General features: G+C 71.8%; 18 protein-coding genes, 1 tRNA gene and 1 other RNA gene. 16 read left to right on the top strand and 4 right to left on the bottom strand.

The window, feature by feature from the left end:
* Positions 1 to 117: 117 nt before the first annotated feature.
* From ACXJKD_RS19585 to ACXJKD_RS19575, 3 genes are read left to right on the top strand one after another with little or no spacing between them, the layout of a single operon-like run.
* Positions 118 to 1353, top strand: a complete 1236-nt coding sequence (locus ACXJKD_RS19585; RefSeq protein ID WP_457256623.1) for a four-carbon acid sugar kinase family protein — start codon at positions 118 to 120, stop codon at positions 1351 to 1353.
* 31 nt (positions 1354 to 1384) lie between these two features.
* Positions 1385 to 2419, top strand: coding sequence for a 4-hydroxythreonine-4-phosphate dehydrogenase PdxA (pdxA, locus tag ACXJKD_RS19580; protein ID WP_457256621.1), 1035 nt, complete (start codon positions 1385 to 1387; stop codon positions 2417 to 2419).
* A gap of 30 nt (positions 2420 to 2449) precedes the next feature.
* A complete protein-coding gene (locus ACXJKD_RS19575; protein ID WP_457256619.1) occupies positions 2450 to 3253 on the top strand; it encodes a DeoR/GlpR family DNA-binding transcription regulator in 804 nt (267 codons plus the stop codon).
* A gap of 42 nt (positions 3254 to 3295) precedes the next feature.
* Here ACXJKD_RS19575 and fdhD read toward each other — a convergent pair whose 3' ends face one another.
* Positions 3296 to 4123 carry a formate dehydrogenase accessory sulfurtransferase FdhD gene (gene fdhD / locus ACXJKD_RS19570; RefSeq protein ID WP_457256662.1) on the bottom strand — a complete coding sequence of 276 codons (828 nt, stop codon included), beginning with the start codon at positions 4121 to 4123 and terminating at the stop codon, positions 3296 to 3298.
* A gap of 71 nt (positions 4124 to 4194) precedes the next feature.
* Here fdhD and ACXJKD_RS19565 point away from each other — a divergent pair, with 71 nt between their 5' ends.
* Together ACXJKD_RS19565 and ACXJKD_RS19560 are read left to right on the top strand one after the other, a co-directional pair.
* On the top strand, positions 4195 to 4716 hold the full coding sequence (locus ACXJKD_RS19565) for a PH domain-containing protein (RefSeq protein WP_457256617.1): 522 nt from the start codon (positions 4195 to 4197) through the stop codon (positions 4714 to 4716).
* On the top strand, positions 4713 to 6167 hold the full coding sequence (locus ACXJKD_RS19560) for a PH domain-containing protein (RefSeq protein ID WP_457256616.1): 1455 nt from the start codon (positions 4713 to 4715) through the stop codon (positions 6165 to 6167). Before ACXJKD_RS19565 ends, ACXJKD_RS19560 begins: the two co-directional genes overlap by 4 nt.
* Here the strand turns inward: ACXJKD_RS19560 and ACXJKD_RS19555 are convergent.
* On the bottom strand, positions 6164 to 8497 hold the full coding sequence (locus ACXJKD_RS19555; protein ID WP_457256614.1) for an FdhF/YdeP family oxidoreductase: 2334 nt from the start codon (positions 8495 to 8497) through the stop codon (positions 6164 to 6166). The genes ACXJKD_RS19560 and ACXJKD_RS19555 overlap by 4 nt on opposite strands.
* A gap of 137 nt (positions 8498 to 8634) precedes the next feature.
* On the opposite strand from ACXJKD_RS19555, the gene ACXJKD_RS19550 reads away from it, so the two are divergent.
* The 9 genes from ACXJKD_RS19550 (at position 8635) to ACXJKD_RS19510 (ending at position 15588) form a co-directional block, all read left to right on the top strand.
* Positions 8635 to 9060: a DUF3052 domain-containing protein gene (locus ACXJKD_RS19550; protein ID WP_457256612.1), complete on the top strand. Its 426-nt coding sequence runs from the start codon at positions 8635 to 8637 to the stop codon at positions 9058 to 9060.
* Positions 9061 to 9082: 22 nt separating this feature from the next.
* Entirely contained in the window at positions 9083 to 9553 is a 471-nt protein-coding gene (locus ACXJKD_RS19545) for a peroxiredoxin (RefSeq protein ID WP_457256610.1), read from the top strand.
* A gap of 73 nt (positions 9554 to 9626) precedes the next feature.
* Positions 9627 to 9699, top strand: a tRNA-Val gene (locus ACXJKD_RS19540).
* A gap of 1 nt (position 9700) precedes the next feature.
* Entirely contained in the window at positions 9701 to 10561 is an 861-nt protein-coding gene (locus tag ACXJKD_RS19535; RefSeq protein ID WP_457256609.1) for a Nif3-like dinuclear metal center hexameric protein, read from the top strand.
* Positions 10558 to 11298 (top strand): zinc ribbon domain-containing protein, encoded by a 741-nt coding sequence (locus ACXJKD_RS19530; protein WP_457256661.1) that lies wholly within the window; start codon positions 10558 to 10560, stop codon positions 11296 to 11298. Before ACXJKD_RS19535 ends, ACXJKD_RS19530 begins: the two co-directional genes overlap by 4 nt.
* Positions 11299 to 11309: 11 nt before the next feature.
* The gene (locus tag ACXJKD_RS19525) at positions 11310 to 12458 is read left to right on the top strand and encodes a bifunctional RNase H/acid phosphatase (RefSeq protein ID WP_457256608.1); all 1149 of its coding nucleotides are present in this window, start codon (positions 11310 to 11312) and stop codon (positions 12456 to 12458) included.
* A gap of 217 nt (positions 12459 to 12675) precedes the next feature.
* Positions 12676 to 13134 (top strand): rhodanese-like domain-containing protein, encoded by a 459-nt coding sequence (locus ACXJKD_RS19520; protein WP_457256606.1) that lies wholly within the window; start codon positions 12676 to 12678, stop codon positions 13132 to 13134.
* Positions 13131 to 14330 carry an O-succinylhomoserine sulfhydrylase gene (locus tag ACXJKD_RS19515; RefSeq protein WP_457256605.1) on the top strand — a complete coding sequence of 400 codons (1200 nt, stop codon included), beginning with the start codon at positions 13131 to 13133 and terminating at the stop codon, positions 14328 to 14330. The genes ACXJKD_RS19520 and ACXJKD_RS19515 overlap by 4 nt, the downstream gene beginning before the upstream one ends.
* 22 nt (positions 14331 to 14352) lie before the next feature.
* Positions 14353 to 15588: a low temperature requirement protein A gene (locus ACXJKD_RS19510; protein WP_457256604.1), complete on the top strand. Its 1236-nt coding sequence runs from the start codon at positions 14353 to 14355 to the stop codon at positions 15586 to 15588.
* 31 nt (positions 15589 to 15619) lie between these two features.
* Here ACXJKD_RS19510 and ACXJKD_RS19505 read toward each other — a convergent pair whose 3' ends face one another.
* Together ACXJKD_RS19505 and ACXJKD_RS19500 are read right to left on the bottom strand one after the other, a co-directional pair.
* Complete coding sequence (locus ACXJKD_RS19505) at positions 15620 to 16771, bottom strand: SLC13 family permease (protein ID WP_457256660.1); 1152 nt, start codon at positions 16769 to 16771, stop codon at positions 15620 to 15622.
* The gene (locus ACXJKD_RS19500) at positions 16758 to 17507 is read right to left on the bottom strand and encodes a YaaA family protein (RefSeq protein WP_457256603.1); all 750 of its coding nucleotides are present in this window, start codon (positions 17505 to 17507) and stop codon (positions 16758 to 16760) included. Before ACXJKD_RS19500 ends, ACXJKD_RS19505 begins: the two co-directional genes overlap by 14 nt.
* Positions 17508 to 17581: 74 nt before the next feature.
* Between ACXJKD_RS19500 and ACXJKD_RS19495 the strand changes: the two genes are divergently transcribed.
* Both ACXJKD_RS19495 and rnpB read left to right on the top strand, forming a co-directional pair.
* Positions 17582 to 19030, top strand: coding sequence for an RNB domain-containing ribonuclease (locus ACXJKD_RS19495; RefSeq protein WP_457256601.1), 1449 nt, complete (start codon positions 17582 to 17584; stop codon positions 19028 to 19030).
* 1198 nt (positions 19031 to 20228) lie between these two features.
* An RNA gene (gene rnpB / locus ACXJKD_RS19490) (RNase P RNA component class A) lies at positions 20229 to 20626 on the top strand.
* The last annotated feature ends 8 nt before the right edge of the window (positions 20627 to 20634 follow it).

The raw sequence follows: 20634 nt of genomic DNA, 5'->3' as shown, positions 1-20634 counted from the left end.
GGAAATCTCAGCCAGCGAGTCGGAAGGCATGCGTGCAGACGAGGTTGAAGCACCGGCATACGGCATCAATGATGTTGCTGTATATGGAGATTGCGCGATGTTCCAGAGGAGGTCACCGTGCTCGAACGACTGGTCGTCGCGGATGATCTCTCAGGTGCGGCCGAGTCTGCGGCGACATTCCTCCTGCGCACAACGCGCATCGCGGTGCTTCTTGCGTCTGACCGTTTCGAGGTCCCCGACCTCGGCGACGCGGGCCCCCGGGTGGTCGTCCTCGACTCCGACACCCGTCATGCGTCACCGGGTGACGCGGGCGAGGCAGTGGCCCGGTATGCCGCGCAGCTCGTGGGCGCGTCGCGCACCACGCGCGTGGTCAAGAAGGTCGACTCACTCCTGCGCGGCAACCTCGGCTCCGAGGTGGCCGCGCTCGCCGCCATGCTCGACGGCACGGCCGTCATCGCCACCGCACTGCCGTCGGCGCGACGCACCGTCGTCGACGGGGTGCCGCTGGTGGAGGGCACCCCGCTGGCCGCCACGAACCTCTGGGGCGCGGAGGACGGCCCGGCTCCCGCGACGGTCGGTGACGTGCTGACCGGCCTCGACCACGTCATCGTCCCGCTCGGGGTCGTCCGCGACGCTGCCCTGCTCCGGGCCGCCCTGACGGCGGCCGAGACGCAGGGCACGGCAGCGGTCTGCGACGCGGAGACCGACGCCGACCTCGATGCGGTCGTGGCCGCCGCGACCGTGCTCAGGAGTCCTTTGCTCGTGGGCTCGGCCGCGCTCGTCGCCGCAGCCGCCAGGCAGCTCCCGCCGGACCCGGTCCGCAACCCCCCGACCACCAGCTCCGGTGACCACGTGGTGGTCGCCGTCGTCGGGTCCGCCGCGCCGGGGATCACGGAGCAGGTGGCTCGGCTGGCCGAGCTCGGGCTCCCCGTCCTGACGCTCGACCCCCACCAGCTCCTCGAGTCACCGCAGGGGGCGGCTCACCGGGTCGGCGAGGCGTGGGCGGCGAACGGGCTGGTGCTTGCCCTCGACCAGTCGGTCTCCGTCGACCGACGCTCGGCCCGGCGCCTCAGTGCGGCCCTGGCCGCAGCCGCCGCACCTGCGACCGGCCGGGCCACCGTCCTGTTCGCGACCGGGGGAGAGACCGCCCGGGCCGTCCTCGACTCCCTGGGCGTGAGCACGCTCACGCCCGACTCGACCCACGCCGCAGCCGTGACGTCACACGCCCCCGACGGGCTGGTCGTGATCACCAGGCCCGGCAGTCACGGGGCCTTCGCCTCGTCGCTGCACGACGCACTGGCACCGTTCGCCACCGCCCACCAGACCGACCCGTCCACCACTGATCCCCACTGATCTCGAACGCACACCTGACCTAGGAGCCACGATGACCGTCCTGCCCAGCATTGCCGTCACGATGGGGGATGCCGCCGGCATCGGCCCCGAGGTGATCGTGCGCGCCCTGCTCGACCCCGAGTGCGCGGGTCGTTCGAACTGCGTGGTGGTCGGCGACGCCGCCAGGCTGCGTCGAGCGGCCGAGCTCGTCGGGCTCGAGCCCGACATCGTCACGGTCGCCGACGTCTCCGAGTGCGAGTTCGTCCCCGGTCGGATCAACGTCATCGACCTGGGGCTGATCCCCGAGGACCTGCCCTTCGGTGAGCTGTCCGCGGTCGCCGGCGACGCGGCCTACCACTACGTGCGGGTCGCGTCCGAGCTGGCGATGGCGCACCAGGTGCAGGCCATCTGCACCGCGCCCCTCAACAAGGAGGCGCTCCACGCGGGAGGGCACATCTTCCCGGGCCACACCGAGCTGTTGGCCAAGCTGACCGGCACCACCGAGGTGTCGATGATGCTGGCGACACCGCGGGTGCGGGTCATCCACGTCACCACCCACATCGGTCTGGTCGACGCCGTCGACCGCATCGAGCCCGGCCTGGTCGAGCGCACGATCCGCCGCGGCTACGGCGCCCTCGTCGACGCCGGGGTGAGCGAGCCGAAGATCGGCGTGTGCGGGATCAACCCCCACGCCGGCGAGGGTGGCCTGTTCGGACGCGGTGAGGAAGAGGACAAGATCGCCCCCGGTGTCCTCGCCGCGCAGGCCGACGGCATCGACGTCGTGGGCCCGCTGCCGGCGGACACCCTGTTCTTCCTCGCCGGGCGTGGCGACTACGACCTGGTCGTCGCGATGTACCACGACCAGGGCCACGGGCCGGTGAAGATCCTCGGCCTCGAGGCGGGCGTCAACATCACCGTCGGACTTCCGGTGATCCGCACCTCGGTCGACCACGGCACCGCGTTCGACATCGCGGGCAAGGGGATCGCCGACCACCGGTCGATGGTCGAGGCCCTGCGGCTGGCGGCCGAGATGGCGCCGACCCCCACCGCACCCACCGCGACCACCACCCCGGAACCGGCTCGGTGACCAGATGATCTCGGATAGGGTGCGCCACTGATGGCACGGTCACGGTCTGAGCACCGCCGCAACGAGATCGCTCGGCTCGCGGCGTCCCACGGGCTGACCAGCGTCGAGGAGCTCTCGGCCAGGCTCGGGGTGACCGCCTCGACCATCCGTCGTGACCTGGCCCTGCTCACCGCCCAGGGCAAGCTGGCCCGCACCTACGGTGGGGCGCTCAGCCTCGAGCCACACCCCGAGGCGTCCCTGCGACAGCGCCTGGGCGAGGCGCACGAGGCCAAGCAGGCCATCGCCGCCTGGGCCGCGGCCCAGGTCATCCCTGGCGAGAACGTCGTGCTCGACGGTGGGTCGACCAACGCCGCACTCGCGGCCGAGCTCAAGCACTTCCGCGGGCTCTCGGTGGCGACCATCGGCCTCACCTCGCTCGAGGCCCTCACCGACGCGGAGGACATCGAGGTGATCCTCCTCGGCGGACGGCTGCGCACCGTGAGCCAGAGCTTCGTCGGGCCGGTCACCGAGGCGGCCCTCGAGCGGATGTCCTTCGACCGGGCCTTCATCGGTGCCGACGGCGTGCGCGCCGATCGCGGCATCTGCGAGAAGGACCTGGAGCAGACCCGGCTCAAGGAGCTCATGATGAGCCGGGCCGACCACGTCTACGTCCTGGCCCACGGCGCCAAGCTCGGGGAGGCGCCGTTCCACGCCTGGGCTGTCATGCCGGCCCGCTGGACCCTGGTGACCGACGACAGCGCGACACCGCAGCAGATCCGCCCCTTCGAGGCGGCGGGTGTCGAGGTCGTCGTCGTCGACGTCTTCCCCGAAGACGCGGAGGACAGGGGGGCCTGATCCCCGACCCGGCCAGAGCCGGAGCCAGAGGCCCTTCCAGGGCTAGAGCCCGAGCCGGTGGGCGCCGGCGTAGACGGTCAGCCGCGGCGCCCGGGCGAAGCCGACCAGCGTCAGCCCGCTCTGCTCCGCGAGCTCTGCCGCCAGGGACGACGGCGCGGACACCGCGACGAGGGCGGGCAGGCCCGCCATCACCGCCTTCTGCACCAGCTCGAAGCTGGCTCGGCCGCTGACCACCAGCACGTGTCCCGTGAGTGGCAGTCGCGCCTGGCGGGCGGCCCAGCCGATCACCTTGTCGACGGCGTTGTGGCGGCCGACGTCCTCACGCACGACCAGGGCCTCCCCGTCGGGGGTGTAGATCCCGGCGGCGTGCAGCCCCCCGGTCTTGTCGAAGACCCTCTGGCTGGCCCGCATCGCGTCGGGCAGCCCGGCGACCACCACCGGTGAGAGCACGACGGGATCGTCGGCCACGGCATACGGGCTCGTGGCGGTGATGGCGTCGATGCTGGTCTTGCCACACACGCCGCAGGCGCTGGTCTGGTAGCCGGTGCGGGCGCTCCGATCGAGGTCGGGCACGACCCCGGGGGCGAGCGTGACGTCGACGACGTTGTACGTCGGGGAGCCGGACTCGTCCTCGTCGAGGCAGTGCATCAGCTGGGCCACGTCGTCGCCCCGGCGCAGCACCCCTTCGGTGAGCAGGTTGCCCAGCGCCAGGTCGAAGTCGTCGCCAGGGGTACGCATCGTCACGGTGACGGACCTGCCACCCACCCGGATCTCCAACGGCTCCTCGACGGCGAGCGTGTCCGGGCGCGCGGTGGTGCGCACACCGTCCGGGGTCACCTCGACCCTGACCGCTGGCGTCCGCCTCGTCACCCGTCCCACGCCTGCAATGTATGCCGCGCGGTGGATGCCGGGCGCGAGGGGTCGCCGGATAAGTTGGAGGGGTGAGCGACGCCCCGCACGACCAGCCCCCGTCCCCGACCGAGGTGCGCCTCTTCGGCGACGCCGGTATGCCGTGGCGGCCGGTGTCACCCAAGCTCGCCACGGCGCGGCTGCTCGTCCTCTCCGTGTTCCTGGTGCCGCTCCTGCTGGCGCTGCTCGGGCTCGCGGCGTTCGTGTGGAAGGGCTTCTGGATCGGAGCGCTCGTCGTCGCGGCCGCGCTCGCCTTCGGCACCTGGCTGATCCGTCGACAGGTCCCGGCGATCACCTGGGCCGAGGGGGCCGAGGAGCTGGTGGTGCGCCGCGGCCGGATGTTCCGCACCCTCGTCAGCGTCCCGTACGGCCGGCTGCAGTTCGTCGACGTGCAGTCCGGGCCGCTGGAGCGCCGGTTCGACATGGCGACGGTCGAGCTGCACACCGCGTCGCCCCAGAGCGGCGGCCAGATCCCGGGGCTGCCGACGGCCGAGGCGGAGGCGCTGCGCGAGCGGCTGGCCGCCCGAGGCGAGTCGCAGCGGGCCGGTCTGTGACCACCGAGGAGCCGGGAGCTGCTCGCCCCGGCGACGACTCGGGGGAGTGGCGGCACCTGCACCCGCTCTCGCCCCTGCTCAGGGGTGGGATCGCCTTCCTGGCGGTGCTGGCCTACATCGTGTCGCAGCAGGCGGACTCGCTGTTCGGTGCCGATCGCGACGACCCCACCCAGGGCCACCTGGGCCTCGCAGCCATCGGGGTCGTCGTGGTCCTGCTCGCCATCATCGCGGGGGCGTGGGTGTCGTGGCGCTTCTCGCGCTTCCGGGTCGCCGAGACGCTGATCGAGCTGCGCACCGGAGTGCTCTTCCGCCAGCACCGGCAGGTGCGGTTCGACCGCATCCAGGCCGTCGACCTCGGGCGTCCGCTGCTCGCGCGCCTGACCGGGCTGTCGGAGGTCGTGGTCCAGTCCGCGGGTGGAAAGGACTCCCACCTCAAGCTCTCCTTCCTCACCGACGCGCAGGCCCAGCAGGTGCGCGAGCAGCTGATGGCGCTGGCCGGCCGCAGCGACGAGGCCACCGGCTCGTGGGCCTCGGCAGCCGACGGCGTCGCGGGCCGGGTCGGCGTCGACGCGTCGGGCCTCACCGAGGCCGACTACGCCGACCTGCCGGCGCCCGCCCCGGCTGGCGACCGGGTGCTGGCCATCCCCAACGCTCGGATCCTGCAGTCGGTCCTCTACAGCGGTCCCGGCCTGGCCATCGTGGTCGCGGTGCCCGCGCTGGTGCTCTCGGTCGCGCTGGGGGTGCCCGAGATGGTGGCCTGGCTCGGCCCGATGACCCTCGCGATCGGCAGCGCCCACCTCAAGCGGCTCACCCAGGAGTGCAACTTCGAGCTGGTCCACCAGGGCGACCGCCTGCGCATCCGGCACGGCCTCACCGACCTGCGCACCACGACGGTGCCGGTGCACCGCATCCAGGCGGTCGAGGTCAGCCAGTCGCTGCCGTGGCGGCTCACCGGCTGGTGGCGCATCCAGGTCAACGTCGCCGGCGCAGGCACCGGTGACGCCGAGACGCAAACCGTCCTCATGCCGGTGGGCAACCGCGAGGAGGCCCTGCGCGTGCTCACCCTCGTGCACCCCGGCATACCCCGTGACGCGGCCCTGGCCGCGCTGGAAGGGCAGGGAACGGCGGAGGGTTTCGTCACCTCGACCGCTCGGGCCCGCCGCCTCGACCCGCTCAGCTGGAGCCGTCAGGGGTATGCCGTGCTGCCCGACGGGCTGCTGACGCGCCGGGGCGCGTGGTACCGCGCGGCGCAGTTCGTGCCCCACGCCCGGATCCAGTCGCTGAAGGTGGAGCAGGGGCCGGTGCAGCGCCGCAGGGGCGTGGCCACCGTCCGCATCGTCTCCACGGTCGGTCCGGTGTCACCGACCGTCGCCCACCTCGACGAACCCGACGCGGTCCGGCTGCTCAACGAGCAGGTGCTGCGCTCCAGCCGCGCCCGGCAGCGGGTCTAGGGCTGGCGAGCCTCGAAGCGGACGACCAGCGCCTTGGCCACCGGGGTGTTCGAGCGCAGTGCGACGTGGTCGGCCGACATGAGCACGTTGGTCTCGGGGTAGTAGGCCGCAGCACAGTCGGCGGCGGTGGGGTAGGCGACGAGGGTGAAGCCCTCGGCCCGCCGGTCGACGCCCTCGAACTCGCTCACCACGTCGACCACCTGACCGGCATGGAACCCGAGCCGGTGGAGGTCGTCGGGGTTCACCAGGACGACCCGGCGGTTGCCGGAGATGCCGCGGTAGCGGTCGGCGTGGCCGTAGATGGTGGTGTTGAACTGGTCGTGGCTGCGGATCGTCTGCAGCAGCAGGCGGTCCTCGGGCACCTCGAGCTGGGGCACGGTCCCGGCGAGGAACTCCGCCTTGCCGCTCGGGGTGTCGAACTCACGCAGGTCGCGCGGCTTGTGGGGGAGCAGGAACCCGCCCGGTTCGCGGACCCGGTCGTTGTAGTCGGTGAAGTTCGGGACGACGCGGGAGATGCGGTCGCGGACGAGGTCGTTGTCCTCGCCGAGCGCCCGCCAGTCGATCGTCCCGACCCCGGGCACGATCCGGTGGGCGAGGCCGGCCACGATCGCGACCTCGGACCGGCAGTGCTCCGAGGGCGGGTCGAGCCGCCCTCGTGAGAGGTGCACCTGCCCCTGGGAGTCCTCCACGGTGACGCCCTGGTCGCCCTTCGGCGTGGAGTCGCGGTCGGTGCGGCCCAGGCAGGGCAGGATCAGTGCCTCCGTGCCGGTCACGGTGTGCGAGCGGTTGAGCTTGGTGGACACGTGCACCGTCAGGTCACACGCGCGCAGGCCCTCGTGGACCACGGGAGTGTCGGGCGTGGCCATCGCGAAGTTGCCGCCCATGCCGACGAACACGCGCACCGACTTGTCGCGCAGTCGCTGGACGGTGGCCGTCGCGTCGACGCCGTGCGCGGTCGGAGGGGTGAAGCCGAACTCGGCGCCGAGCGCGTCGAGGAACGACTGGGGCATCTGCTCCCAGATCCCCATCGTGCGGTCGCCCTGCACGTTCGAGTGGCCGCGGACCGGGCACGGTCCCGCTCCGTCCTTGCCGATGTTGCCTTGGAGCAGCAGGACGTTCACGATCTCCTGGATCGTCATGACGGCGTGCACGTGCTGGGTCAGGCCCATGGCCCAGCAGACGACGGTGGCCCTCGACTCGGTGAAGCGCTGGGCCAGCGCCGCGATCTCAGAGCGCTGGAGCCCGGTCGCGAGCTCCGTTGCGTCCCAGTCGATCTCGCGCACGGCGTCGACGTAGGCGTCGTAGCCTGCGGTGTGCGCCTCGACGAACGCGCGGTCGACGACGGTGCCGGGGGCAGCCAGCTCGGCCGCGACCAGCAGGTGACCCACGGCCCGGAACAGCGCGTGGTCACCCCCGAGCCGGATCTGCAGGTGGTCGTCGGCGAGCGCCGTGCCCGCGCCGACCAGGCCGCGCGGGGACTGGGGGTTCTTGAACCGGATCAGCCCGGCTTCGGGCAGTGGGTTGACCGCCACGATGACGGCGCCGTTCTCCTTCGCCCGCTCGAGGTGCGTCAGCATGCGTGGGGCGTTCGTGCCGGGGTTCTGCCCGGCGATGACGATCAGCTCGGCCTGCTCCAGCGACTCGAGCGTGACGGCGCCCTTGCCGATGCCGATCTGCTCGCTCATCGCGGTCCCGGAGGACTCGTGGCACATGTTGGAGCAGTCGGGCAGGTTGTTGGTGCCGTAGGCCCGGACCATCAGCTGGTAGAGGAACGCCGCTTCGTTGCTCGTGCGCCCGGAGGTGTAGAAGACCGCGTCGTCGGGGGACGGGAGGGCTCGCAGGTGGCGGGCCATGATCGAGTTGGCCTCGTCCCAGGACACCGGCTCGTAGTGGGAGCCGCCTGGTCGCAGGTGCATGGGCTCGGTGAGCCGCCCCTGCTGCCCGAGCCACCACTCGCTCTGCGCGTCGAGGTCGGCCACCGAGTGCTTGGCGAAGAAGTCGCGGTCGACCCGCCGCTTGGTCGCCTCCCACGCGACCGCCTTCGCGCCGGACTCGCAGAACTCGGCGACGTGGCGGTGACCGGCCTCCGGGTCGGGCCACGCGCACGACGGGCAGTCGAACCCGTGGTCCTGGTTGAGCCGGCCGAAGACCCGCGCGGTCCGCGGCAGCCCCATCTGCTCGATGCCGTGGCGGAAGGAGTTGGCCACGGCCGGCAGCCCGGCGGCCCACTGCTTGGGCTCGTGGGCGTCAACCGCACCGGTCGGGTCCACGACGCTCAGGGCCTCGGTGCTGGTCTCGGGGTGCCCGTCGGAACGCTGCTGGTCAGCCATGGTTCCGACCCTAACCCCGCCGGCGTGGCTGTCCACGCGGTGGGAAACTGTGCGTATTCCGGCGACTCGGTTGAAAAACCCGGCCCAACCCGATGGACTTACCTGCAACTGACCGACTCGAGGGGATGGAGAAGGGTGTGACCACGCCAGCGCAATCTGCGCTGCAGACATCGGTGGGCCGACTTGGCTTCACCGCCGGACAGGTGATCCAGGAGTTCGGCTACGACTCTGACGTCGACGACGACTTCCGCTTCGCCATCGAGGACCACACCGGCACCGACCTCGAGGACGATGACTACCAGGACGTCGCCGACTCGTCGCTGATCTGGTGGCGCAAGGACGACGGCGACCTCGTCGACGCGGTCGTCGACGCACTGACCAACCTCGGCGACGGGGGCTCGGTCGTCGTGCTGACGCTCAAGGCCGGCCGCCGCGGGCACGTCGAGGCGAGCGACATCGAGGAGGCCGCCACGACGGCGGGCCTGCACACCTCGGGCACCGTCAACGCCTGCGACGACTGGACCGCGACCAAGCTGGTCGCACCCAAGACGGGACGGCGTTGACCCCGCTGGCAGACTGCCGACCATGACGTCACCGATCGCAGTGGGCACGCCGGCTCCGGACTTCACCCTCAGGGACCAGAACGGCCAGGCGTTTTCGCTGGCCGACTTCCGGGGCACCAAGAACGTCGTGCTGGTGTTCTACCCGTTCGCCTTCTCGGGCATCTGCACGGGTGAGCTCTGTGAGATCCGCGACGACCTCGGTGGGTTCGTCGGCGACGACGTGCAGGTGCTCGCCGCCTCCTGTGACCACATGTTCAGCCAGCGTGCGTGGGCCGACAAGGAGGGGTACTTCTTCCCCCTCCTGTCCGACTACTGGCCGCACGGGGCGGTCGCCCAGCAGTACGGCATCTTCAACGAGCAGGCCGGCGCCGCGCTGCGCGGCACCTTCCTCATCGACACCGAGGGGATCGTGCGCTGGTCCCTGGTCAACGAGATCGGCGAGCCCCGCGACTTCAGCGGCTACCACGCCGCCCTGGCGGAGCTGCGCGGCTGACCACACGTCGCGCGGTGACCTGACAGAATGACGCCGCTGTCCGATCGCGGCGTTCCCGCGGCGTGACGACACGGGGCCTGTAGCTCAGTTGGTAGAGCGCCACGTTTACACCGTGGATGTCGTCGGTTCGAGCCCGGCCGGGCCCACATGCACACCACCCTCGCCGAGGTCGTCCGGGTGCTCGACCACCTCTACCCACCGTCGACCGCCCAGTCCTGGGACCAGGTCGGGCTGGTGGCCGGTGACCTCAGCCAGCCGGTCCGCAGGATCCACTTCGCCGTCGACCCGACGCTCGCCGTGGTGGAGGAGGCGCGGGCCCTGGGGGCCGACCTCCTGGTGACGCACCACCCCTTGCTGCTGCGCGGCATACACAGCGTGGCCACGACCGGCGCCAAGGGCGCGACGGTCACGGCGTTGGTGGTCAACGACCTCGCGCTCTACGTGGCGCACACCAACGCCGACGTCGCGCAGCCCGGTGTCAACGACGCGCTGGCCCAGGGCTGCGGCCTCACCGACGTCGAGCCGCTCGCCGTCGTCGAGGGACAGGCGCTGGGCCGGGTGGGCCGGCTCAACCCACCCGTCACGCTGGCCGAGTTCACCGCCTCCCTGTATGCCGCCCTGCCGCCCTCCCCGGGTGGGCTCCGGGTCGCCGGGCCACCCGACGCCCGCGTCGAGCGCATCGCCGTGATGGGGGGTGCCGGTGACGACCTGTTCGACCACGTCCGGGCCAGTCGGGCCGACGTCTACGTCACCGCCGACCTGCGTCACCACCCCGTGCTCGAGGCGCGCGAGGAGGCCCGGGGTGGCCCGCCCTACATCGTCGACGCCGGGCACTGGGCGACCGAGTCGCTGTGGCTGGCCGGTGCCGCGGAGCGGGTGCGGACGGCGATTGCGGCGACCGGCGACGGCACCTCTAAGGTGGAGACCCACATCTCAACACTGCGCACCGACCCGTGGGACTTCGTGGTCGGAGCCGAACCGCCCGCTGGCCCTGGAGGTACGTCCTGAAAGCCGACCCGTCCCGTCAGTGGCGACTGCTCGACCTGCAGGCGATAGACACCCGTCTCGACCAGATCGAGCACGCCCGCAAGAGCCTGCCCGAGCACGCCCGGCTGGCCGACCTCGAGACCAAGGCCGAGGGCCTCGACTCCCTGCTGGTGCGCGCCAGGACGGAGCTGGGCGACATCCAGCGCGAGGTCGCCAAGGCCGAGGCCGACGTGCAGCTGGTGCGCGACCGCGCGGCGCGCGACCAGGCCCGGCTCGACGCCGGCGCCGGCTCCGCCAAGGACCTCCAGGCGATCCAGCACGAGCTCACCTCCCTGCTCCGGCGACAGTCCGAGCTGGAGGACGTCGAGCTCGAGGTCATGGAGCGCGCTGAGGACGCCGAGTCGGCGGTCACCCAGCTGGACGCCGAGCGCGCCACGCTCACCGAGCAGCTGACCGCCGCCCAGGAGGCCCGGGACGCCGCGCTCGCCGACCTCGAGGCCGAGGCCGTCAAGGTCGCCGCCCCGCGGGCCGACATCGTGGCCGGCGTAGGCGACGACCTGGTCGCCCTCTACGAGAAGATCCGCGCGCAGAGCGGTGGCCTCGGTGCCGCGCCGCTGCGCCAGCGCCGGTGCGGTGGCTGCCAGCTCGAGCTCAACAACGTTGACATGAACCGCATCAAGGCGGCTGCCGCGGACGAGCTGCTCCGGTGCGAGGAGTGCCGTCGGATCCTCGTGCGCACCGCCGAGTCCGGCCTCTGACCCGTGTCGGCATGACTGGACGCACGCTCGTCGTCGAGGCGGACGGTGGTTCCCGGGGCAACCCTGGCGTCGCGGGCTATGGCGCGCTGGTGCGCGACGGTGCCAGTGGCCGGGTGCTCTGGGAGGGCGCTGCCCCGCTGGGCAAGGAGTCCAACAACGTCGCGGAGTACTCCGGCCTGATCGCCGGGCTCGGGGCGGTGCTGCGGATCGACGCGAGCGCCGACGTCGAGGTGCGGATGGACTCCAAGCTGGTCGTCGAGCAGATGGCCGGGCGCTGGAAGATCAAGCACCCCGACATGCGCCAGCTCGCGCTGGAGGCCCGCGACCTGGCCGCGCAGATCAGCGCTGCCGGCGGATCGGTCACGTTCACCTGGATCCCGCGTGAGCGGAACAAGGACGCCGACGCGTTGTCCAACGACGGCATGGACGGCAAGACCATCGACCGGATGCTCGTCGGCGAGGGCGACTCGGCTGATGACGCGACCGTGGCCGAGGTGGTCGACGAGGTGATCGACCCGGCGCCCAGCCCGGCCCCACCCGGCCCGGGGGAGGGCACGCCGACCCGCATCGTGCTCGTGCGCCACGGCGTCACCGACTTCACGGTCGCCTCCCGCCTCGACGGACGTGGGGGCTCCGACCCCTCGCTCAACACCGCCGGGCAGGCGCAAGCCGCCGCCGCCGGCCGGGCGACCGCCCACCTGCTGGGTGGCGCCCCGGCGCGCGTGGTCACCTCGTCACTGGCGAGGGCCATGGAGACCGGCGCGGCGGTGGCGGAGGCCATCGGGGTGACGCCCGCGGTCGACCCCGACTGGGACGAGCAGGACTTCGGCGACTGGGACGGCGCCAGCATCCCCGACCTGGTCCGCGACCAGGCCGACGCGCTCACGGCGCTCCGGGTCGACCCGGCCTACGCGCGTCCGGGCGGGGAGTCGCACGACCAGCTCGCCGCGCGGGTGGTGGCGGCGTTCGACCGCATCGTCGCCGCAGGGGGCACCACCGTCGTCGTGTGCCACCGCAAGCCGATCATGTGCGTGCTCGCGCACGTGCTGGGCATCCCGCACGACAAGGTCTGGCGGCTTGCCGCGGCACCCGGGTCGCTGACGGCGCTCGAGGTCTGGCCGGACGGCAACGTCTCGGTCGCCTTCACCAACCGCACGTAGCCTCGCGTCTCACGCCTGCCATTGCCGGCACCGGTGGTCACCACCCGGCGCTGATCCATACAAAAGGCGAGTGAGCGACCTGCGACCGGCGCTAACTCGCCTTTTGCATGGACAAGCGCCGCAGGGCCTGGCTGCCGATACGCGCGATGCCCGTGCGAGACGTCCACGACGTGGGCCGCTCGTCTCGCCATGTGGCGAGAGTCCTACGCTGGGCGACATGAGCGCGGAGTCAACCAACGCCGGGGCCACCAACGCTGCGTCGAGCACCTATGCCGGAGACGTCACCCCCGACGACGCGTATGCCGCGCTGGCAGCCGACGACGACGCGGTCCTCGTCGACGTGCGGACGAGGGCCGAGTGGAGCTACGTCGGGCTGCCCGACCTGAGCGCGCTCGGCAAGCGCGTGGTCTGTGTCGAGTGGCAGCGCTATCCCGACGGAGCCGTCAACGGCGACTTCGTCGAGCAGCTCCAGGACGTGGGCCTGCCGGACGGAGCCCCCATCTACTTCATCTGCCGGTCCGGCGTGCGGTCTGCTGCCGCCGCCAAGGCCGCGACGCGAGCGGGGCTCGGTCCGGCCTACAACGTCCTAGAGGGCTTCGAGGGACCGCACGACGAGCACCACCACCGGGCCGTCTCGGGGTGGAAGAACGCCGGACTGCCGTGGCGCCAGGGATGAGCGAGCTGACCCCGGACTCGGGGGAGGGCCCCACGTTCCGCCCCGACACGGTCGCCGTGCGAGGCGGACTGGCGCGCAGCAACTTCGACGAGACCGCCGAGGCTCTCTACCTCACCTCGGGCTTCGTCTACGAGAGTGCCGAGCAGGCCGAGGCGGCGTTCAAGGACGAGGTCGACCACTTCATCTACAGCCGCTACGGCAACCCCACGGTCACCATGTTCGAGGAGCGGCTGCGCCAGCTGGAGGGTGCCGAGGCCTGCTTCGCCACGGCGTCGGGGATGTCGGCGGTGTTCGTCGCGCTGGCCGCGTTGCTGGGCCAGGGCGACCGGGTCGTCTCCTCGCGCGGGCTGTTCGGTTCCTGCTTCGTCATCCTCGACGAGATCCTGCCGCGGTGGGGCGTGGAGACGGTGTTCGTCGACGGGCCCGACCTCGACCAGTGGCGCGAGGCGCTGTCGGTGCCGACCCAGGCGGTGTTCTTCGAGACGCCGAGCAACCCGATGCAGGAGCTCGTCGACATGCGCGCGGTGTCCGACCTCGCGCATGCGGCCGGCGCCCAGGTGGTCGTCGACAACGTCTTCGGCACGCCGGTCTTCTCCAAGCCGCTCGACCACGGCGCCGACATCGTCGTGTACTCCGCGACCAAGCACATCGACGGCCAGGGCCGCACCCTGGGTGGCGCGGTGCTGGGCACGGCGGAGTTCGTCAACGGCCCGGTCAAGAACCTGATGCGGCACACCGGTCCGTCGATGTCGCCGTTCAACGCGTGGGTCCTGGTCAAGGGGCTGGAGACCCTTTCGCTGCGGGTCGAGAAGCAGGCCGCGAACGCGCTGGCCGTCGCGGAGGCCCTCGAGGCGCACCCGCGCGTCACGACGGTGCTCTACCCGTGGCTGCCGTCCCACCCACAGCACGACCTCGCCCGGCGCCAGATGCTGGGTGGGGGCACGGTGGTGACGTTCGAGATCGACGGCGGCAAGGACGAGGCGTTCGCCCTCATGAACGGGCTCCGCGTCGTCGACATCAGCAACAACCTCGGTGACGCCAAGTCGATGGTGACCCATCCGGCCACCACGACCCACCGCAGGCTCACGCCCGAGGCGCGCGCTGCGGTCGGCATCACCGACGGTACGGTCCGGATCTCGGTCGGCCTCGAGGATCCGCTGGACGTGATCGAGGACCTCGTCCGCGGGCTCGGCTGAGCCGCACCCCTAGGCTGCCCGCATGGCCACGACGCACCGGCTCAGCAGGATGACCGGTCGGAGCGAGGACGAGTCGCACCGCACCGCGACGCCGCTCGAGCTGTTCTTCGACCTGAGCTTCGTCCTCGCCTTCAGCGCGGCCTCCGCGCAGTTCTCCCATGCCGTCGCGGCCGACCACCTCTCCAGCGGGCTGGTCGGCTTCGTCTTCAGCATGTTCGCGATCGTCTGGGCGTGGATCAACTTCACCTGGTTCGCCTCGGCCTACGACACCGACGACTGGCTGTTCCGCGTCACCACGATGGTGCAGATGGTCGGGGTGCTCGTCCTCGCCATCGGCATCCCGCCGCTGTTCGCCTCGCTCGAGCACGGCGAGCACCTCGACAACGGCCTGATGGTCGCCGGCTACGTGATCATGCGGCTCGCGATGGTCTTCCAGTGGCTGCGGGCCGCCAAGCAGGACCCGGCCCGTCGGTCCGCCTGCCTGGCCTACGCGAAGGCCATCGCCCTGGCACAGGTCGGCTGGGTGGTGCTCATCGCCGTGCACACCACACCCTGGCAGACCTTCGTCCTGATGCTCCCGCTCTACGTCGTGGAGCTCGGCGGGCCGCTGTTCGCCGAGCGTCGACGCGGTGGCACGCCCTGGCACGCGCACCACGTCGCCGAGCGGCACGGCCTGCTGGCCATCATCGCGCTCGGCGAGTGCCTGCTCGGCACCATCGCCGCGCTGTCGGTGCTCGTGGAGGAACAACACGGGTTGAGCGTCGACGTCGTCGTGCTGGGTCTGGCCGGCACCGGTCTGGCCTTCACCATGTGGTGGCTGTACTTCACTCTCCCGTCGGCTGACGTGCTGCACCGCAGGCGCCGGCTCGGCTTCCGCTGGGGCTACGGCCACATCGCCGTCTTCATGGCGATCGCCGCCACAGGCGCCGGGCTGCACGTCGCCGCCTACTACCTCGAGGGCGAGTCGACGCTCGGCCCGGTCGGGGTCGTCCTCGCCACGGCGGTGCCGGTGGCGGTGTTCGGCCTCTGTCTCGCCGCCCTCTACGCCCTGCTCGTCGGGTTGGACCAGGCGGCCCTGCGCAACGGGCTCGCCGCCCTGGTGCTGCTCACGCTCGCGGTCGTCCTCGCCGCCTCCGGGGTCGGGGTGCCCTGGTGTCTCCTCGTGGTGATGCTCGCGCCGGTGCCGGCGATCGTCAGTGACGAGCGGGTCGTGGCCCGTCGCCGCGAGCAGGCGTTGGCCAGGCTCCTCGACGACTGACCGCGCGCGCGACCGGGCGAGCCAAGGCCGACTAAGCGCTGACGACGAGGGCGCCCAGCGCCAGACCGCCCGCCACGACAGCGCACAGGAGCCCTTGGACGGCGAGCGACCACATCGAGATCTGTATGCCGCGCGCGCGGCACCGCTGCGCCCAGAGCAGGGTGGCCAGCGAGGCCCACGGCGTCACCAACGGTGCGACGTTGACCCCGATGAGCAGCGCCATCAGTCGTTGGGGGGCGTCCGAGGTCACGGCCTCGAGGGCGATGTAGGCGGGCAGGTTGTTCACGGCGTTGGCCGCGACCGCTCCCGCACCGGCCACCTGCGCCAGGTCCGCGGCCGAGGTGCCGTCGCCGGCCAGCGACGCGAGGGCGGGCTCGAGGCCCAGCTGGAGCGCGGCGTCGATCACGACGAAGAGCGCGGCCACCGCCAGCGCCATCTTCCACGGCACGGTGAGGTGGCGCACGAGGTCGCGGTCGCGCGACCAGGCTGCGACGACCAGGACGACGGCGGCCACCCCCGAGACCCAGGCCGGGGGCAGCCCCACCGCGAAGAGCGGACCGACGGCCACGCACACCGCGGCCGAGACCCGCAGGAGGACCTGGTCGTGCGGGTCGGGCGGGGCGTCGGGCAGGTAGCGCCCTGCGAGCTCGCGCCGGTGCAGGACGTAGAGGACCAGCACCGTGCCGACCACCGCAGCAACGGCGGGCAGCACGGCCAGCCGGACGTACCCCGTGTGCCCCACACCAAGCAGCTCGAAGTGATGCAGGGCAAGGAGATTGGTGAGGTTGGATACCGGCAGCATAAGGCTGGCCGTGTTGGCGATCCACAGGGTGGTCAGGGCGAACGGCACGGGGGAGATGCCGAGCTGGGCGGCGATCGCCAGCCCGACCGGGGTGAGCAGTACCGCCGTCGTGTCGAGGCTGAGGACGACGGTGCACGCCACCGCGACGAGGACGAACAGCAGCCACAACACCGGCGTACGGTGCCGTCCGGCCCGGGACGCCCAATGACCCGCGACGTCGAAAACCCCTGCGGCGTCGGCGATCTCGGCCAGCACGGTGATCGCCACGAAGAAGATGAGGACCGGGAGCACCCGCAGCAGGACATCGCCCAGCTCGGCGGCGTTCACCGCGTCGACCGGGACGACCGCAGCGACCGCGGCGCCTGCGTCACGCGCGTGCAGTGGTGTCGATGACCCAGGGCCGCCCAGCCTTGCCCGGCGGCGTGAGCTCGACGTCGAACGACTCCTCGAGCACCGTGGCGAGGTCGGGCACCCGCCGGACGTCGCGTCCCACGCGGCACAGCTCGCGGGCGACGAGGCCCCTCGTGTGCTTGGCCATGTGGGTGGCGCCCGGGACCCGGACCTGCACCCAGCGGTCGGCGAGGTCGCGCGTGGGCGTCCACGCCGCGGCATACGTGCTGGAGCGGCAGTCGACCACGACGCCACGGCCGGCGACCTGGGGAAGGACGCCGGTGAGCTCGGGCTTCCAGGCGCTCGCGAGCGGTCCGACGCCGGGGAGGTTCACGGCCATCGAGAGGCGGTAGGGCGCGATCGTGTCGGTGGGTCGGACGGCACCGTAGAGGGCCGAGACGACGACGATCCAGCGGTTGGCCCGGCGTTTCGCAGCGGGGTCGAGGTCGGCGTAGCCGAGCGCGTCGTAGAGCACCCCGGAGTAGACGCGGGAGGCGGGCAGGGCCGGCGCGGTGTGCAGCACGAGGTTGCGGGCGATCTCGGCGGTGAGGTTGGCGCTGACGCCCAGCGTGGCTGCCGCGTCGGGGTGCGCACTCACCTTGGCGACCGCGTCGGCGACGGCTTGGCGGGTCGGCGCGAGCTCGGGGAAGGACAGGTGCTCGGGGACCACCGACCGGCCCCGGGTGCGCCCGGTCTTCGACTCCGACGGAGGCAGCAGGATGAGCACACGGACAGCCTAGGACCAGCGGTCCGGCGGTTCGCCGACGGCTCCGGGCGGTGGGTGCTGGTTAGGTTGGGGTCATGCCCAAGCGCAGCATCCACGTCCAGGAACCCACCCGCGAGCAGACCGTCGAGCAGTCCGCAGCGTTGGTCGCGAGGTTCGACGCCATCCGTGCCGAGCTCAAGGTCCCCGAGGCGTTCCCGCCCGAGGTGGAGTCCGAGGCGAAGGCTGCCGCGGACGCCCCCGAGCTGCCCGAGCGCGACGAGACCGCCCTGCCGTTCCTCACCATCGACCCGGCGGGGTCGATGGACCTCGACCAGGCCCTGCACATCGAGCGTGCCGGTGACGGCTACCGCGTCCGCTACGCCATCGCCGACGTGCCCGCCTTCGTCCGCGCCGGGGGAGCCGTCGACGCCGAGACCCGTCGCCGCGGCCAGACCATCTACGCCCCCGACCAGCGCACCCCGCTCCATCCGCCGGTGCTCAGTGAGGACGCCGCCAGCCTCCTCGCCGGGCAGACCCGCCCGGCGTTCGTCTGGGACATGACCCTGAAGCCCGACGGCGAGGGCACCGACGTCGTGGTCTACCGCGCGATGGTGCGCAGCACCGACCGGCTGGACTACGAAGGAGTGCAGAAGGCCATCGACGACGGCTCGGCCGACGAGCGGCTCCTGCTGCTCAAGGAGGTCGGGCTGAAGCGGATCGAGTTCGAGCGTCGCCGGGGTGGCGCGAGCCTGCCGATGCCCGAGCAGGAGGTCAACGAGGACGACCAGGGCCACTACCGGCTCTACTTCCGGCCACCGCTGGAGGTCGAGGACTGGAACGCGCAGATCTCGCTGATGACCGGCATGGCCGCGGCCGAGATGATGATGAAGGCCAAGGTCGGCATCCTGCGCACCATGCCGGCCCCCGACCAGAACGCCGTCGGCCGGTTCCGCCACGCGAGCCGCGCGCTCGGGGTCGAGTGGCAGAAGGGCACGCCCTACGGCGAGTTCCTGCGCACCCTCGACCGCACCAACCCCAAGCACCTCGCGCTCATCCACGAGGCGACGTCGCTCTTCCGTGGAGCCGGCTACACGCCGTTCGACGGGGAGCTCCCCGAGCAGACCGAGCACGCGGCGGTCGCCTCCCCCTACGCCCACGTCACCGCGCCGTTGCGCCGGCTCGTCGACCGGTTCGGGCTCGCCATCTGCGAGGCGGTCAGCTCGGGCGCGGAGGTGCCTGCCTGGGCGCGTGCGGCGCTGCCGTCGCTGCCCGAGGTGATGGCCGCCTCGGACAAGGTGGCCAGCGGGGTGGAGCGCGCCTGCGCCGACGCAGTGGAGGCCGCGGCCCTCGAGGACCGGGTCGGCGAGGTGTTCGACGCGGTGGTCGTCGACCAGCGCGAGAAGGGCGGGGCCGTCGTGCAGATCCAGGACCCCGCCGTGCTCGCCAACGCCGCCGGGCAGGCCGAGCTCGGCACCACCGTCAAGGTCCGGCTCACCGAGGCCACCGTCGCGACCGGCACCGTGCACTTCGAGATCATGCACTGACCCAGCTCGCCCCTCTCGCCCTGTTGGAAGCGTTCCTTCCGGATATCCGGAAGGAACGGCACCGAATCGTCGCCCTGTCCACCGGTCCCATCCACGGAAGCCGCTGTGCACCATCGCCGGGCCGACCTATGGGCGGGGAGGGCCGAGGTGCGAATGCTGGAGCGATGGCTGCACAAACGCGAACCGAACTTCGTCGGCGGGCCGTCGCTGCCGCAGATCGACACGACGGGGTCATGACCCGTAGCGGCCTTCTCGCGCTTGGCATCACGCGCCAGGCGACCAGCCGCGAGGTTGCAGCGGGCCGCTGGCGCTCGCACGGACGGCACACGGTCGCGCTCCACAACGGCGTGCTGTCAGTGGTGGCCCATCGGTGGCGCGCCATCTGGGAGGTTGGCGCAGGCGCCGCGCTCGACGGCGTCTCGGCCCTCCAGGCCGCCGGGCTGACGGGGTACCAGACGGACGTCATCCACGTGTCAGTACCCGCCACGCATCGCCCTCCCCCCGTCTCCGGAGTGCGAGTGCACGTGGTCTGTGCCCGCGACGAGGGCGACCTGCTGGGCGCCGGCATCCCTCGGGTTCGCCCGCCGATCGCCGCCATTCGCGGAGCGCACTGGGCGGTCTCTGACAGACAGGCTGCACTCATCGTGTGCCTGGCTGCCCAGCAGCGCCTGGTCACGGGGTCCGCCCTGCTGGCGACATCGTCGCGCTGCCACGGCAGAACGCGTCGGGCTTTCATCACGACTCTGGTCCGCGACGTGGCCGATGGGGCGCAGGCCCTGGGCGAGCTCGACTTCGCTCGCATGTGCCGGGCGTGGGGGATTCCAGCGCCGACCCGGCAGGTGGTCCGGCATGGACCCAGGGGACGGATCTACCTCGACGTCGCCTGGGAGGAGCACGGTGTCGTCGCCGAGATCGACGGCGCCCAGCATCGGCAAGGGCTCGCCGTCACGGTGGACAACCTCAGGCGCAACGCGCTGCAGATCGGTGGTGAGATCACCCTCGCGATCGACCTGGTGGGGCTGCGCCTCGAAACTGCAGCGTTCCTGGGTCAGGTCGCCGAGGCCTTGGCCGTCGCTTCCCGAGTGCGAGCAACTACTTCCGGATTGCCGGGCGTTTCGCTTCCAACAGGGGAGGACGCGAGGCGGGGTATGCCGCGTGGCGGGCCGCGCGGCATACCTGCCCTATCCTTGGCGACGGATGAGTCGGTCAGGCGGTCGCGTCGGTGAGCAATCACCGCCGAGGAACGTCCGGGCTCCGAAGGGCAAGGTGGTGGCTAACGGCCACCCGGGGTGACCCGCGGGACAGTGCCACAGAGAACAGACCGCCACGGTGGACCACCCGGCTCCGGCCGGACAGGCACCGCGGTAAGGGTGAAACGGTGGTGTAAGAGACCACCAGCGGGCCAGGTGACTGGTCCGGCTAGGTAAACCCCACCTGGAGCAAGCTCAGACAGTGCACGTTCGAGGGCGGCCCGCCCGAGTGCACGGGTAGGGCGCTAGAGGCAGTCGGCAACGGCTGTCCTAGATGGATGACCGTCTCCCGCTGGCCGGCAACGACCAGCGGTGACAGAACCCGGCGTATCGACCGACTCATCCACCCCACCT

Source organism: Pedococcus sp. P5_B7 (genome assembly GCF_054049895.1).
The sequence above is the reverse complement of the archived record's forward strand: the minus strand, read 5'-3'. Positions and strand labels throughout refer to the sequence as shown.

Coding starts and splice junctions, on each gene's coding strand:
- ACXJKD_RS19535 (WP_457256609.1), top strand. CDS start 9,701: ATGCACACCACCCTCGCCGAGGTCGTCCGGGTGCTCGACCACCTCTAC.
- ACXJKD_RS19510 (WP_457256604.1), top strand. CDS start 14,353: ATGGCCACGACGCACCGGCTCAGCAGGATGACCGGTCGGAGCGAGGAC.
- ACXJKD_RS19515 (WP_457256605.1), top strand. CDS start 13,131: ATGAGCGAGCTGACCCCGGACTCGGGGGAGGGCCCCACGTTCCGCCCC.
- ACXJKD_RS19555 (WP_457256614.1), bottom strand. CDS start 8,497: ATGGCTGACCAGCAGCGTTCCGACGGGCACCCCGAGACCAGCACCGAG.
- ACXJKD_RS19495 (WP_457256601.1), top strand. CDS start 17,582: ATGCCCAAGCGCAGCATCCACGTCCAGGAACCCACCCGCGAGCAGACC.
- pdxA (WP_457256621.1), top strand. CDS start 1,385: ATGACCGTCCTGCCCAGCATTGCCGTCACGATGGGGGATGCCGCCGGC.
- ACXJKD_RS19525 (WP_457256608.1), top strand. CDS start 11,310: ATGACTGGACGCACGCTCGTCGTCGAGGCGGACGGTGGTTCCCGGGGC.
- ACXJKD_RS19520 (WP_457256606.1), top strand. CDS start 12,676: ATGAGCGCGGAGTCAACCAACGCCGGGGCCACCAACGCTGCGTCGAGC.
- ACXJKD_RS19575 (WP_457256619.1), top strand. CDS start 2,450: ATGGCACGGTCACGGTCTGAGCACCGCCGCAACGAGATCGCTCGGCTC.
- ACXJKD_RS19545 (WP_457256610.1), top strand. CDS start 9,083: ATGACGTCACCGATCGCAGTGGGCACGCCGGCTCCGGACTTCACCCTC.